Annotated in this window: 11 protein-coding genes; all 11 read left to right on the top strand. The window is 42.1% G+C overall.

All coding sequences use genetic code 11. The features are described 5' to 3' along the window. The first annotated feature begins 5 nt into the window (after positions 1 to 5). Complete coding sequence (ilvC, locus tag NST73_RS13030; RefSeq protein WP_007501581.1) at positions 6 to 1034, top strand: ketol-acid reductoisomerase; 1029 nt, start codon at positions 6 to 8, stop codon at positions 1032 to 1034. After that, positions 1021 to 2574 (top strand): 2-isopropylmalate synthase, encoded by a 1554-nt coding sequence (locus NST73_RS13025; protein WP_008342850.1) that lies wholly within the window; start codon positions 1021 to 1023, stop codon positions 2572 to 2574. The genes ilvC and NST73_RS13025 overlap by 14 nt, the downstream gene beginning before the upstream one ends. Positions 2575 to 2592: 18 nt before the next feature. Further along, the gene (gene leuB / locus NST73_RS13020; RefSeq protein WP_285526616.1) at positions 2593 to 3690 is read left to right on the top strand and encodes a 3-isopropylmalate dehydrogenase; all 1098 of its coding nucleotides are present in this window, start codon (positions 2593 to 2595) and stop codon (positions 3688 to 3690) included. A 42-nt stretch (positions 3691 to 3732) separates the two neighbouring features. Further along, positions 3733 to 5148, top strand: a complete 1416-nt coding sequence (gene leuC, locus NST73_RS13015; RefSeq protein WP_342499132.1) for a 3-isopropylmalate dehydratase large subunit — start codon at positions 3733 to 3735, stop codon at positions 5146 to 5148. A gap of 15 nt (positions 5149 to 5163) precedes the next feature. After that, complete coding sequence (leuD, locus tag NST73_RS13010) at positions 5164 to 5763, top strand: 3-isopropylmalate dehydratase small subunit (protein WP_008342843.1); 600 nt, start codon at positions 5164 to 5166, stop codon at positions 5761 to 5763. 123 nt (positions 5764 to 5886) lie between these two features. Further along, positions 5887 to 6894, top strand: a complete 1008-nt coding sequence (gene ddcA / locus NST73_RS13005; protein ID WP_008342841.1) for a DNA damage checkpoint antagonist DdcA — start codon at positions 5887 to 5889, stop codon at positions 6892 to 6894. A gap of 240 nt (positions 6895 to 7134) precedes the next feature. Then, on the top strand, positions 7135 to 8409 hold the full coding sequence (gene tig, locus NST73_RS13000) for a trigger factor (protein ID WP_017358146.1): 1275 nt from the start codon (positions 7135 to 7137) through the stop codon (positions 8407 to 8409). A 251-nt stretch (positions 8410 to 8660) separates the two neighbouring features. Continuing rightward, the gene (gene clpX, locus NST73_RS12995; RefSeq protein WP_007501568.1) at positions 8661 to 9926 is read left to right on the top strand and encodes an ATP-dependent protease ATP-binding subunit ClpX; all 1266 of its coding nucleotides are present in this window, start codon (positions 8661 to 8663) and stop codon (positions 9924 to 9926) included. Between the two features lie 138 nt (positions 9927 to 10064). Beyond that, on the top strand, positions 10065 to 11726 hold the full coding sequence (gene lonB, locus NST73_RS12990; RefSeq protein WP_007501566.1) for an ATP-dependent protease LonB: 1662 nt from the start codon (positions 10065 to 10067) through the stop codon (positions 11724 to 11726). Positions 11727 to 11897: 171 nt separating this feature from the next. Continuing rightward, entirely contained in the window at positions 11898 to 14222 is a 2325-nt protein-coding gene (gene lon, locus NST73_RS12985; protein ID WP_007501564.1) for an endopeptidase La, read from the top strand. After that, positions 14219 to 14806, top strand: a complete 588-nt coding sequence (gene yihA, locus NST73_RS12980; protein ID WP_007501562.1) for a ribosome biogenesis GTP-binding protein YihA/YsxC — start codon at positions 14219 to 14221, stop codon at positions 14804 to 14806. Before lon ends, yihA begins: the two co-directional genes overlap by 4 nt. The last annotated feature ends 118 nt before the right edge of the window (positions 14807 to 14924 follow it).

Genomic DNA, 14924 nt, shown 5'->3' with positions numbered 1-14924 from the left:
GTCAAATGGTAAAAGTATATTATAACGGTGATATTCAAGAAAACGTATTAAACGGTCAAAAGGTAGCTATCATTGGTTACGGATCACAAGGTCATGCACATGCATTGAACTTAAAAGAGAGCGGCGTAGATGTCATTGTCGGCGTAAGAAAAGGCGGATCTTATACAAAAGCACAAGAAGACGGTCATCAAGTATTCACAGTAAAAGAAGCAGCAGCCCAAGCAGATGTCGTCATGGTATTACTTCCAGATGAGCAGCAAAAGAAAGTATATGATGAAGAAATCAAAGATCAATTAGAAGCAGGGAATTCACTTGTATTCGCACACGGATTCAACGTTCACTTCCATCAAATTGTTCCGCCAAGTGACGTAGATGTGTATCTTGTGGCTCCAAAAGGTCCAGGACATCTTGTAAGAAGAACATATGAGCAAGGCGCTGGTGTACCTGCACTATTTGCTATCTATCAAGATGTATCAGGTCAAGCGAAAGACAAAGCACTTGCTTATGCAAAAGCAATCGGCGGAGCAAGAGCGGGCGTTCTTGAAACAACATTTAAAGAAGAAACAGAAACGGATCTATTCGGTGAGCAGGCAGTTCTTTGTGGAGGTCTTACTTCATTAGTAAAAGCAGGTTTTGAAACATTAACAGAAGCTGGTTATCAGCCGGAGCTTGCATACTTCGAGTGTCTGCATGAACTGAAATTGATCGTTGACCTTATGTATGAAGAAGGATTAGAAGGTATGAGATATTCCATCTCTGATACAGCGCAGTGGGGTGACTTCGTATCAGGACCACGCGTTGTGGATGCAAAAGTAAAAGAATCAATGAAAGCAGTCTTGACTGACATCCAAAACGGAACATTCGCGAAAGAATGGATTGTTGAAAACCAAGTGAATCGTCCACGTTTCAATGCGATCAATGCAAATGAAAATGAGCACCAAATTGAAATCGTCGGAAGAAAGCTTCGTGAAATGATGCCTTTCGTTAAACAAGGAAAGAAAAAGGAAGCGGTGAGCGTCGGTGCGAAAAATTAATTTTTTTGACACAACACTTCGAGATGGAGAGCAATCACCAGGAGTGAACTTAAATGCACAAGAAAAGCTAATCATTGCTAAGCAGCTTGAGCGCCTTGGGGTTAATATCATTGAAGCGGGTTTTCCCGCTTCATCCCGAGGGGATTTCTTAGGCGTACAAGAAATTGCAAGAACGATTAAGAACTGTTCAGTTGCAGGACTTGCACGATGTGTGAAAGGTGACATTGATGCTGCATGGGACGCATTAAAAGATGGAGCTCAACCAAGAATACACGTCTTTATTGCGACTTCTGACATTCACCTCAAGCATAAGCTAAAGAAAACACGTGAAGAAGTGGTTGAACAAGCTGTTTCAATGGTGAAATACGCGAAAGAGCGCTTCCCAGTTGTTCAGTGGTCAGCAGAAGATGCATGCCGGACAGATCTTTCTTTCCTAGCAGAAATTGTAGAAAAAGTGATCGACGCAGGCGCAAGTGTCATTAACTTGCCTGACACTGTTGGATACCTAGCACCAAAAGAGTACGGAAATATCTTTAAATATATGAAGGAACACGTTCCAAATATCGATCAAGTCATATTGTCAGCACACTGTCATGATGATTTAGGAATGGCTGTAGCGAACTCACTTGCTGCCATTGAAAATGGAGCAGATCAAATTGAAACAGCTGTCAACGGTATTGGAGAGCGCGCAGGAAATGCTGCTTTAGAAGAAATTGCAGTTGCCCTTCATATTCGCAAAGACTTTTACCAAGTCGAATCAACCATTCAGTTGAATGAAATTAAGCGCACAAGTGATGTAGTGAGCAAATACTCAGGTATGATTGTACCGCGTAATAAAGCAGTCGTTGGAAACAATGCATTTGCCCATGAATCAGGTATTCACCAAGATGGATTCCTCAAAGAAAAAACAACCTATGAAATTATCTCTCCAGAGCTTGTAGGCGTCACAACAGATGTGCTTGTCCTTGGTAAACACTCCGGAAGACACGCGTTTAAAGACCGCTTAAAAACACTCGGCTTTAAATTGACTGAAGAAGAAATCAATAAGTTCTTCGAAACGTTTAAGAACTTAACAGAGAAGAAGAAAGAAATCACAGATGATGATTTAATCTCTATTATATTAGAAGAAAAAGTAGCAGACCGTAAAATCGGCTATGAATTTGAAAGTCTTCAAGTTCATTATGGGACAGAGCAAATGCCGACAGCAACAGTCTCTCTTAAAAATCAAGAAACGCAGGAAGTCATTCAAGAAGCAGCTACAGGTGCAGGCAGTGTAGAAGCTGTGTACAACACGCTTGAGCGCTGTATGGAGGAAAGAATTCATTTGCTAGATTATCGTATTCAATCCAATGGAAAAGGCAGAGACGCACTAGCGGAAGTATATGTCACTGTTTCAATAGAAGGAAAAGAAACAGCAGGACGCGGTGTAGCGCAAGATGTGCTGGAAGCATCGGCTAAAGCTTACGTCAATGCAGTGAATAGACATTTAATCTTTAAATCAAACCTAATAGAAATTGAGAAACATCACGCCATCTCATAAGAAAGGAGGAAGGGACTCATGAAAAAGAAAATTGCACTTTTGCCCGGCGATGGAATCGGACCGGAAGTCGTCACATCAGCCGTCGCTGTCCTGAAAGAGACAGCGGCTCAATTTCAACACGAATTTGAATTCGAAACAGCTCTCATTGGCGGTATAGCGATAGATGAAAAAAACAATCCGCTCCCTAAAGAAACAGTAGAAGTGTGCAAAAGCGCAGATGCGATTTTATTAGGAGCCGTTGGCGGACCAAAGTGGGATCAAAACCCGCCAGAACTTCGCCCAGAAAAAGGCTTGCTCTCCATTCGCAAGCAGCTGGATTTATTTGCGAACATCCGCCCTGTCAAAGTATTTGATAGCTTGAGTGAGGCTTCACCGTTAAAACAAGATCACATTAACGGAGTAGATTTCGTCATCGTTCGTGAATTAACTGGAGGCCTCTACTTTGGCGAACCAAGTGAGCGCTACACGGATGATGAAGGAAAAGAAGCTGCGGTTGATACACTTCTTTATACAAAGGAAGAAATTGTTCGTGTATTAAAAGAAGCGTTCGACATGGCGTTAACGAGACGGAAAAAAGTAACGTCTGTGGATAAAGCAAATGTTCTCGCTTCGAGTAAACTATGGCGGGATGCGGTAGAAGAAGTTGCATCCCAATATCCAGATGTCGCATATGAGCACATGCTCGTCGATAATGCCGCGATGCAGCTGATTTATAAGCCCGCTCAATTTGATGTCATCGTGACAGAGAATATGTTTGGTGACATTTTAAGTGACGAAGCATCTATGATTACTGGCTCACTCGGCATGTTGCCATCTGCTAGTTTATCAAGCACCGGCCTTCATTTATATGAGCCGATTCATGGTTCAGCACCCGATATTGCGGGGCAAAATGTCGCAAACCCTCTGGCTACTATATTGTCAGCAGCCAGCTTGCTTAGAACATCCTTTGCTTTAGAAGAAGAAGCGGCTGCAATTGAAGCAGCTGTGGAAGCTGTTCTTGCCTCTGGCAAACGAACAAAGGACCTAGCATCAAAAGAGGGAACGTATGAAACGACTGATGATATCACGAAAGCCGTTGTAGATGCACTCAAACAACGAACGAAAACCATTGTATAAATAGAAATCTTGTTGAATTAGGTAGAGGGAGGAAAAAGGGTTATGCCTCGAACAATCATCGAAAAAATATGGGATCAGCATGTTGTCAAAAATGGCGAGGGAAAACCAGACCTTTTATATATTGATCTGCACTTGGTGCATGAGGTGACGTCACCTCAAGCATTTGAAGGATTAAGACAAAAAGGGCGCAAGGTGCGAAGACCACAAAACACATTTGCGACGATGGATCATAACATTCCGACTGTGAATCGATTTGTGATCAAAGATGAGATTGCGAAGAAGCAAGTCAGTGCTCTAGAGCGCAACTGTGCTGAATTCGGGGTCCGTCTAGCTGACCTTCACAGTGTAGACCAAGGAATCGTTCATGTCGTTGGACCAGAGCTTGGTTTAACACTTCCGGGGAAAACAATCGTGTGTGGAGATAGTCATACATCTACTCATGGCGCATTTGGTGCACTTGCCTTTGGGATTGGCACAAGTGAGGTTGAGCATGTGCTTTCCACACAAACACTTTGGCAGCAGCGTCCGAAGACACTAGAAATTAGAGTAGACGGAACGCTTCAAAAAGGGGTAACAGCCAAAGATGTCATTTTAGCAGTCATTGGCGCACATGGCGTGAAGTTCGGTTCAGGTTATGTCATTGAATACACTGGGGAAGTATTCAGAAACATGTCAATGGATGAGCGGATGACCGTTTGTAATATGTCAATTGAAGCAGGCGCAAGAGCAGGATTGATCGCACCTGATGAAGTGACCTTTGAATATTGCCGCGGACGCAAATACGCACCGCAGGGTGAAGATTTCGAAGCAGCGATCAAAGAATGGAAAGAATTAAGAACAGATCCGGGTGCGACCTATGATAAAACCATTGTTTTAGATGGAAATCATATTTCACCAATGGTCACGTGGGGAATTAACCCAGGAATGGTGCTCCCTGTGGATGCAGCAATTCCAGGACCTGAAGATTTTGCACAAGAAGATGACCAAAAAGAAGCAAAACGTGCTTATGAATACATGGGGGTTCACCCGCATCAGCGTATTGAAGATATTACGATTGAGCATGTGTTTATTGGCTCATGTACGAACTCAAGAATGACTGATTTACGCCAAGCCGCTTCTATGATTGAAGGACAAAAAGTAGCTGATCATGTCAGAGCGATTGTGGTTCCCGGCTCACAAAGTGTCAAACTGCAAGCAGAAGAAGAAGGTCTTCATGAAATTTTCCAAGAAGCAGGATTTGAATGGAGAGAATCTGGCTGTAGTATGTGCCTCAGCATGAATAACGATGTGGTGCCAGAAGGTGAACGCTGTGCATCTACATCAAACCGTAACTTTGAGGGACGTCAAGGGAAGGGTGCAAGAACGCATCTTGTCAGCCCGGCAATGGCTGCAATGGCTGCCATACATGGCCGATTTGTCGATGTCAGGAAGTTTAATCAAGAGAAAACAGTCGTGTAAGGAGTTGTGTCATAGATGGAGCCTTTAGTCACTCATAAAGGAAAAGCCGCTGTGCTTAACCGTATAAATGTAGATACAGATCAAATCATTCCGAAACAGTTTTTGAAAAGAATCGAACGAACAGGATATGGCCGATTTGCCTTTTTTGACTGGCGATATTTAGCAGATGGTAGTCCGAATCCAGATTTTGAACTCAATCAGCCGATTTATGAAGGAGCCTCTATTTTGATCGCAGGCGAAAACTTTGGCTGCGGGTCATCAAGGGAACATGCGCCTTGGGCGCTTGATGATTATGGTTTCAAAATTGTCATTGCCCCATCTTTCGCCGATATTTTTCATCAAAACTGTTTTAAAAACGGGATGCTTCCGATCCGCCTTGATTATGATGTGTGGAAAACGTTTGCTGCATCATATGAAAACAAAGGATATGAAATGACAGTTGATCTGGAAAAACAACAGATTCAAGACCATGAAGGGAATGTTACTCCTTTCGATGTAGATCCACACTGGAGAGAAATGCTCCTGAATGGCTATGATGAGATTTCATTAACATTGTTACTAGAAGATGAGATTCAAGCATTTGAAGAAAAACGTAGCAGCTGGCTGCGTGCATAAACAACGAGAAGCCGTCCCCGTGGTGTGACGGCTTCTTTTTTGCATGAAAACCTCTCGTTACTTGTGTTTACTAACCTTCGTTGGTAAACTGATAAAAAATATGCGCCCGAAAGGAACGTAAGCATGAAACATGACAAGAAGAAAGATAATGTCATTTTGTTTCCTGGTCTGAAAGAAAGACTGATTGAAAAAGGAATGGCAGCATTAAAAGATAAACAGTATCAAGAGGCGCTTCACTTATTTTCAGAAGCGAAATCGTATGATGACGATGAAGAATCCGATATTCATCTCGGTATGGCGATTTGTTTTCTAGAGCTTGGTGAGCTACAGGATGCAAAGCGAGTCTGTGAAAAGATGCTACATGAAGGATATGGCCACTATTTCACTGTGCTTCAAGTATATATGACCATCTTAATTCAGCTGAAAGAGTACGAGGAAGTCAAACAAACAATTGAGGCTGTCCTTGAAGAAAATCACCTTCCAGCAGAAAGCGCGGAGCATTTTTATAAGCTGCTTGAATTTAGCAGAAAGATGATTGAATCACCAGAAGAGATTTTAGACGAAGACGAGGAAGGCAGCGGAGAAATCAATATAGATGAAATGCTCGAGCGGCCAGAAGAGCAGGTGCAGTTCATCCATTCGCTGAAAGACCGAAACATCACGCCGCATATGGGTCTATTAAATACGATCCTACAAAAGCCTGATGGAAACCCTTTGGTCAAATCATTGATCCTGCAACTTCTGTCAGATCATGATGTGGCAAAGCCGGTTCATGTGACGAAGTTCGGTGATTCTTTAACGCTTGTTCCTTCTGAGGCTGTCAAGCCAGAGCAAATGCCACTGCTTCAGCAAGTCCTTCGAAAGCTCGATGACACACTCGGCAATGAGAACCCAACCCTTTACCAAGGAGTTGAAGAGTTATGGCGCCGGCACTTATTTGTGCTATATCCATTTCTTCCTAAATATACGGATCCGAATCTTTGGGCTGCGGCACTTCATAAAGTCGGCTATGAAATGCATGGAATCGAGATTGACCTCGAAGAATTGCATTTATTGTATGATTTTAACGAACGAGAGCTGAGAGAAGCTTGTACAATGCTGAAAGATATTGAAGAAATTTCTTATTTGTAATTTGTCGATTTAGTTGAAAGACGGACTTGTTATGTTATAATATAATGGTTGTATTTGTGCATATATCGTGCGGTTGTAAGATTCCAACGGTTGAAAGACGTTATGTATAATCAAGTCAAATGTTGTATACATAAGACCGCTTCTTTAGCGGAGTGCGTGGTTTTTGATTGGACGAAGTCTTTATGATGCTTTAGAATGTAACAACGCACAATCTGAATAGATTTTTGGAGGGAAACACACATGTCAGTAAAATGGGAAAAACAAGAAGGTAACGAAGGTGTCTTAACAGTAGAAGTTGACGCTGAAACATTTAACAAAGCACTTGATGATGCATTTAAGAAAGTAGTTAAGCAAGTATCAATCCCTGGATTCCGTAAAGGGAAAGTACCACGTGGTCTTTTCGAGCAGCGTTTTGGAGTAGAATCTCTTTATCAAGATGCACTAGATATTCTTCTTCCAGTTGAATATCCGAAAGCAATCGACGAAGCTGGTATCGAGCCGGTTGATCGCCCTGAAATCGATGTTGAGAAAATCGAAAAAGGCGAAAGCTTAATCTTCACTGCAAAAGTAACAGTGAAGCCAGAAGTAAAACTTGGTGACTACAAAGGTCTTAACGTAGAAAAAGACGACACATCTGTATCTGATGAAGATGTCCAAGAAGAGTTAAAAGCTATGCAAAACCGTCAAGCTGAGCTTGTTGTCAAAGAAGAAGGCGCAATCGAAAACGGCGATACAGTTGTTCTAGATTTCGAAGGATTCGTTGATGGAGAAGCATTCGAAGGCGGAAAAGCTGAGAACTACTCTCTTGAAGTAGGTTCTGGTTCATTCATCCCTGGTTTCGAAGAGCAATTGGTTGGTCTTGAAGCAGGGGCAGAAAAAGACGTTGAAGTGACATTCCCAGAAGAATATCATGCTGAAGACCTTGCAGGTAAACCAGCTGTATTCAAAGTGAAAATTCATGAAATCAAAGCAAAAGAACTTCCAGCACTTGACGATGAGTTCGCTAAAGATGTTGATGAAGAAGTTGAAACGATTGCTGAATTAACTGAAAAAACGAAGAAACGTCTTGAAGAAGCAAAAGAAAACGAAGCAGAAGGCAAACTTCGTGAAGAGTTAGTAGCAAAAGCTTCTGAAAATGCGGAAGTTGACGTTCCTCAAGCGATGGTTGACACTGAGCTAGACCGCATGATGAAAGAATTCGAACAACGTCTTCAAATGCAAGGGATGAACCTTGAGCTTTACTTCCAGTTCTCTGGACAAGATGAAGATGCGCTAAAAGAGCAAATGAAAGAAGATGCTGCTAAACGCGTAAAATCTAATCTTACTCTTGAAGCAATTGCTGCTGCAGAAGACCTACAAGTGTCTGATGAAGAAGTGGAAGAAGAACTTTCAAAAATGGCTGAAGCATACAACATGCCAGTTGAAAATATCAAACAAGCGATCGGTTCTACTGAAGCAATGAAAGAAGATTTAAAAGTTCGTAAAGCAATTGATTTTCTTGTAGAAAACCGTTAATATGGTGCATAATAATAAAACAGGGCGCGAGTGACTCGTGCCTTGTTTTGTACAATTTTTGACTTATCATCGCTTCTTTTGGAAACGATAGTGTAAGTCGCATCTTTCTGTCATACATATCTCAATGTGCAGTGTTACAAACACATCATTACCGTCTTTTAGGAAAGTATGGTAAAATGCATACATACTGGACCCAGAAGGGTAGCTGACTGTTAGCTACAGGCAAGTGAAGAAGAATAAGGGGTGAAAGAATGTTTAAATTCAACGAGGAAAAAGGTCAATTAAAATGCTCGTTTTGCGGAAAAACGCAAGATCAAGTGCGTAAACTGGTCGCAGGACCTGGCGTATATATATGTGATGAATGTATCGAGCTTTGCACGGAAATAGTTGAAGAAGAGCTCGGTACTGAGGAAGAAGTTGAATTCAAGGATGTTCCGAAACCTCATGAAATCCGGGAAATTCTTGATGAATATGTCATCGGACAAGAGAATGCGAAGAAATCCTTAGCTGTAGCGGTTTATAACCATTACAAGCGGATTAATTCCAACAGTAAGATTGATGATGTTGAGCTTTCGAAAAGTAACATTTCTATGATTGGACCTACAGGAAGTGGTAAAACATTACTTGCTCAAACGCTTGCACGTATTTTAAATGTTCCATTTGCGATTGCAGATGCGACGTCTTTAACAGAAGCAGGTTACGTTGGGGAAGACGTAGAGAATATTTTACTAAAGCTGATTCAAGCAGCAGATTATGATGTAGAAAAAGCTGAAAAAGGCATTATCTACATCGATGAGATCGATAAAGTAGCAAGAAAATCAGAAAACCCTTCTATCACTCGTGATGTATCTGGGGAAGGTGTACAGCAAGCCCTTTTGAAAATTCTTGAAGGAACAGTCGCTAGTGTACCGCCTCAAGGTGGACGTAAGCATCCTCATCAAGAATTCATTCAAATTGATACAACAAATATCCTCTTCATTTGTGGTGGAGCCTTTGACGGCATTGAGCAAATCATCAAACGCCGCCTAGGTCAAAAAGTCATTGGATTCGGTGCGGAAAATAAAATTGAAGATCTTGAAAAAGAAGTCCTTCTATCAAAAGTTCTGCCAGAAGACTTACTTCGCTTCGGTTTAATCCCAGAATTCATCGGTCGTCTTCCGGTTATTGCAAGCCTAGAGCCGTTAGATGAAAAAGCACTTGTAGAAATCTTGACGAAGCCTAAAAATGCGCTCGTTAAGCAATATACAAAAATGCTTGAGCTTGATGATGTTGAGCTTGAGTTTGAAGAAGATGCTCTTAGCGAAATTGCGAAAAAAGCAATTGAGCGTAAAACAGGAGCTCGTGGTCTTCGCTCCATCATTGAAGGCATCATGCTTGATGTGATGTTTGATCTTCCATCTCGTGATGATATTGAGAAATGTGTCATTACTGGTGCAACGGTTGCTGATGGTGAGCCGCCTCGTCTTGTCTTAAAAGACGGTACAGTCGTGAATAAAGATACAAAAACATCAGCATAAGCCCATTTGATGACTCCTGAATCTTTTGATTCAGGAGTTTTTTATTTATCGTGGAAGTTGTGTTTATTCCGTCCAGCTCTAGGAAATACTAGCAGACAGAAACCAATACATAACGATAGATGAAGGAGGGAGCACCGATTGAGCTGGACAGGAATCGTATTATTCATACAACTGTTCTTTGGTATCGTCATCGGGTTGTACTTTTGGAACTTACTGAAAAATCAGCGCACACAAAAGGTGACGATCGATAAAGAATCAAAGAAAGAAATGGAAGCACTCAGAAAGATGCGATCCATTAAACTGAGTGAACCTTTATCAGAGAGAGTCCGGCCAAAGGGGTTTCAAGATATTGTAGGGCAGGAAGACGGTATACGTGCACTGAAAGCTGCCCTGTGTGGACCGAACCCGCAACATGTCATCGTCTACGGGCCGCCTGGTGTTGGAAAAACAGCTGCTGCTCGTCTAGTGATGGAAGAGGCGAAGCGTCACGCTGATTCACCATTTAAAAAAGATGCAGTATTTGTTGAGCTTGATGCCACAACGGCAAGATTTGATGAACGAGGCATCGCAGACCCCTTGATTGGTTCCGTACATGATCCCATTTATCAAGGAGCAGGGGCCATGGGACAGGCAGGCATTCCGCAGCCGAAACAAGGAGCCGTCACACATGCTCATGGCGGCGTTCTCTTTATAGATGAAATTGGAGAACTACATCCGATTCAAATGAACAAAATGCTCAAAGTGCTAGAAGATCGAAAAGTGTTTTTAGATAGTGCTTATTACAGTGAAGAAAATACGCAAATCCCGAATCACATCCATGATATTTTTCAAAATGGGTTGCCCGCTGATTTTCGACTGATTGGCGCCACGACAAGAACACCGGACGAAATTCCGCCGGCTATTCGATCAAGATGTTTGGAGATTTTCTTCAAGGATTTGGATCAGCATGAGCTGAAAATTGTTGCAGCTAAAGCAGTCGAGAAAATTCAGAAGGAATTAAGTGACGAAGGACTGAACCTGTTAACATCCTATGTGAAAAATGGACGTGAAGCGGTCAACATGGTACAGATCGCCGCAGGTATGGCTGTCACTGAAAACCGAAAAGATATTACGATCGCCGATGTAGAATGGGTCATTCATTCAAGCCAGCTGACACCAAGATATGAACAAAAAGTACCTGAAAAGCCAAAGGTAGGAGTAGTAAATGGTCTTGCCGTGTATGGACCGAATAGCGGGGCTCTGCTTGAAATTGAAGTGAACATTTGTAAAGCGCTTGAAAAAGGCAGTATCAATATTACTGGTATTGCGGAAGAAGAAAGCATCGGCAATCAGTCGAAATCAATCAGACGGAAAAGTATGGCGAAGGGCTCAGTTGAAAATGTCTTAACCGTGCTTCGAAACTTGGGCATACGAACAAATGAATATGATATCCACATTAATTTTCCGGCTGGTGCCCCGATTGATGGACCATCTGCTGGAATTGCGATGGCCACAGCCATTTTCTCAGCCATTCATCAAATCCCGATTGATCATTTAACGGCGATGACCGGTGAGATTGGATTACAAGGTCAGGTGAAGCCGATCGGCGGTGTCATACCAAAAATCAAGGCAGCCAAACAAGCGGGTGTCAAAACAGTGATCATCCCTTATGACAATCAGCAGTCGATCTTAAAAGAGATTGAAGGGGTTACGATTGTGCCTGTGAAGCACTTCCAAGAAGTGCTGGATCAGTGTTTGGTCAATCCGCCAGATGAGAAGAAAGATGGACTAGAAGAAGAAATGAAAAGGAAATCTGTTTAATCCCCATCTCATATGGGGATTTTTTAGTGAAATAGATCTTTTTTTCTTTTTCAAGATAAAAAGAAAGGGTATACTACGGTAAGATCATCATTTCTCAAGTCTTTTACATTGTACAAGACTGAAACAGGTATATTATAATGATTCATACTAGTGACGGAGGTGTCTATCAACATGGCAGATGAAATCAAAAAGAATGTTCCGCTCCTTCCGCTGCGAGGCTTGCTTGTTTATCCAACAATGGTCTTGCATTTGGACGTTGGGCGCGAAAAGTCTGTTCAAGCATTAGAACAGGCGATGATGAACGATCATATGATTTTTCTAGCAACACAGCGGGAAATTTCAATAGATGAACCAGGTGAAGAGGAAATTTTCAAAGTCGGCACCTACACAAAAATTAAACAAATGCTGAAGCTGCCAAATGGAACGATCCGTGTGCTCGTCGAAGGCTTAAATCGAGCGCAGATCGAATCCTACATGGAGCTAGAAGACTATACGTCAGTCGATATTAAAGAGTTGACAGAAGAAGAATTAAAGGACGCAGAAGCAGAAGCACTCATGCGCACTTTGTTAGATCACTTTGATCAGTACATAAAAATTTCAAAAAAAATCTCAGCTGAAACATATGCAACGGTGACGGATATTGAAGAACCTGGAAGAATGGCAGATATCGTCGCTTCCCACCTTCCTTTGAAATTAAAAGACAAGCAAGAAGTGCTGGAAACAGTCGATGTCAAAAAACGATTGAATCGGGTCATCAGTCTCATTCACAATGAAAAAGAAGTGCTAGAGATTGAAAAGAAAATTGGCCAGCGTGTCAAACGTTCAATGGAGCGAACGCAAAAAGAATATTATTTGCGCGAACAAATGAAAGCTATTCAAAAAGAGCTTGGAGACAAAGAGGGGAAAACAGGCGAAGTCAGTACGCTTATGGCTAAAATTGAAGAGTCCGGCATGCCAGATTCCGTTCGTGAAACGGCTTTAAAAGAACTGAACCGTTATGAAAAAATCCCTTCAAGCTCTGCTGAGAGTTCTGTCATTCGCAATTATATTGATTGGCTGATCAATCTGCCGTGGGGCACTTATACAGAAGATCGTCTAGATTTAAAGCTTGCAAGCGAAATTTTAGATGACGAGCACCACGGGCTTGAAAAAGTAAAAGAGCGGGTACTCGAATATCTTGCTGTTCAGAAACTGACAAATTCATTAAAGGGACCGATTCTTTGCTTAGCAGGACCTCCTGGGGTAGGGAAGACGTCACTTGCTAAATCCATTGCCAAATCACTCGATCGAAAGTTTATCCGTATCTCTCTTGGCGGTGTACGTGATGAATCTGAGATCCGTGGTCATCGAAGAACCTATGTAGGTGCGATGCCTGGCCGTATCATTCGCGGGATGAGCAAGGCGGGCACAATGAATCCGGTCTTTCTTTTAGATGAAATTGATAAAATGTCTTCTGACTTTAGGGGAGATCCGTCTTCTGCGATGCTTGAAGTGTTAGATCCAGAGCAAAATCATAACTTTAGCGATCATTATATTGAAGAGACATTTGATTTGTCTCAAGTGTTATTTATCGCAACTGCCAACAATTTAGCAACCATTCCAGGTCCACTTCGTGATAGAATGGAGATTATCACGATTGCAGGGTATACGGAAGTTGAAAAAGCAGAAATTGTGAAAGATCACCTTCTGCCGAAGCAGCTAAAGGAGCACGGATTAAAGAAAGGGAACTTGCAGCTTCGTGAAGCAGCGATTTACGATATGATTCGCTATTACACGAGAGAAGCAGGAGTCCGCGGATTAGAGCGTCAGCTTGCGGCGATTTGCCGAAAAGCGGCAAGAGCAATTGTGGCTGAAGACCGCAAACGCATCACAGTGACGGAAAAGAACTTATCTGAATTCCTCGGAAAAAGACTTTACCGTTATGGTCAGGCGGAAACGACAGATCAGGTCGGCGTTGTCACAGGGCTTGCATATACCACAGTTGGCGGAGACACTTTGTCCATCGAGGTCTCACTCTCACCGGGTAAAGGCAAGCTTTTGCTAACAGGTAAGCTCGGTGATGTCATGAGAGAATCTGCGCAGGCGGCATTCAGTTATATTCGTTCAAAAGCAGATGAACTGAACATTGATCCTCAATTTAATGAAAAGCACGATATTCATATCCATGTTCCAGAGGGTGCGGTTCCAAAGGACGGGCCATCAGCTGGTATTACCATTGCGACGGCTCTTGTATCAGCACTCACAGGACGTCCTGTTTCAAAAGAGGTTGGCATGACAGGAGAAATTACGTTAAGAGGAAGAGTGCTTCCGATTGGCGGATTAAAAGAAAAAGCATTAGGCGCACATCGTGCAGGACTGAAAACGATTATTCTTCCAAAGGACAATGAGAAGGATATTGATGACATTCCTGAAAGTGTGAGAGAAGGATTAACTTTTATTCCGGTTTCACATTTAGATGAGGTGCTTGAGAAAGCGTTAGTAGGAGAGGGAAGATGAAAGTAACAAAATCAGATATCGTCATTAGTGCGGTGAAACCAGAGCAGTACCCGAGCGGGGGACTGCCTGAGATCGCACTTGCTGGACGATCAAATGTTGGAAAGTCCTCGTTCATTAACTCATTGATTAATCGGAAAAATTTAGCGCGTACGTCTTCTAAACCTGGAAAGACCCAGACGCTTAATTTTTACATTATTAATGATATGCTCCATTTTGTGGACGTCCCAGGTTATGGCTTTGCAAAAGTATCAAAAACAGAGCGCGAAGCATGGGGGAGAATGATCGAAACGTATATTACAATGCGTGAAGAGTTAAAAGCAGTCGTCCAAATTGTGGATCTGCGTCATAAACCATCCGCTGATGATGTGAACATGTATGAATTCCTTAAATACTATGGAGTTCCTGTGATCATTATTGCGACAAAGGCCGATAAAATTCCAAAAGGCAAATGGGAAAAGCATGCGAAAGTCGTCAAACAGACACTCGACATCGACCCATCAGATGAATTAATCCTTTTCTCTTCTGAAACAAAAAAGGGAAAAGATGAAGCCTGGAATGCGATCCTTGCGAAGATTAACAGCTAAGAAGATAATAAAAAGTTGTAAGAAAACATTTGTTTTCTTACAACTTTTTTTCATATGCTGAGAAAAACGTAGAACTTGAAGGAAAGCGATTAAGTTTAAATTCGTTCTGTTTCTAGAA

Source organism: Bacillus sp. FSL W7-1034 (assembly GCF_038593365.1).
GTDB classification, from domain to species: Bacteria; Bacillota; Bacilli; order Bacillales; family Bacillaceae; genus Bacillus; species Bacillus altitudinis.
This window is presented reverse-complemented; position numbering and strand designations above follow the sequence as displayed.

Excerpts from the sequence above, each read along its gene's own strand:
- ilvC (WP_007501581.1), top strand. The coding sequence starts at position 6 with ATGGTAAAAGTATATTATAACGGTGATATTCAAGAAAACGTATTAAAC.
- leuB (WP_285526616.1), top strand. The coding sequence starts at position 2,593 with ATGAAAAAGAAAATTGCACTTTTGCCCGGCGATGGAATCGGACCGGAA.
- leuC (WP_342499132.1), top strand. The coding sequence starts at position 3,733 with ATGCCTCGAACAATCATCGAAAAAATATGGGATCAGCATGTTGTCAAA.
- leuD (WP_008342843.1), top strand. The coding sequence starts at position 5,164 with ATGGAGCCTTTAGTCACTCATAAAGGAAAAGCCGCTGTGCTTAACCGT.
- ddcA (WP_008342841.1), top strand. The coding sequence starts at position 5,887 with ATGAAACATGACAAGAAGAAAGATAATGTCATTTTGTTTCCTGGTCTG.
- tig (WP_017358146.1), top strand. The coding sequence starts at position 7,135 with ATGTCAGTAAAATGGGAAAAACAAGAAGGTAACGAAGGTGTCTTAACA.
- clpX (WP_007501568.1), top strand. The coding sequence starts at position 8,661 with ATGTTTAAATTCAACGAGGAAAAAGGTCAATTAAAATGCTCGTTTTGC.
- lon (WP_007501564.1), top strand. The coding sequence starts at position 11,898 with ATGGCAGATGAAATCAAAAAGAATGTTCCGCTCCTTCCGCTGCGAGGC.
- yihA (WP_007501562.1), top strand. The coding sequence starts at position 14,219 with ATGAAAGTAACAAAATCAGATATCGTCATTAGTGCGGTGAAACCAGAG.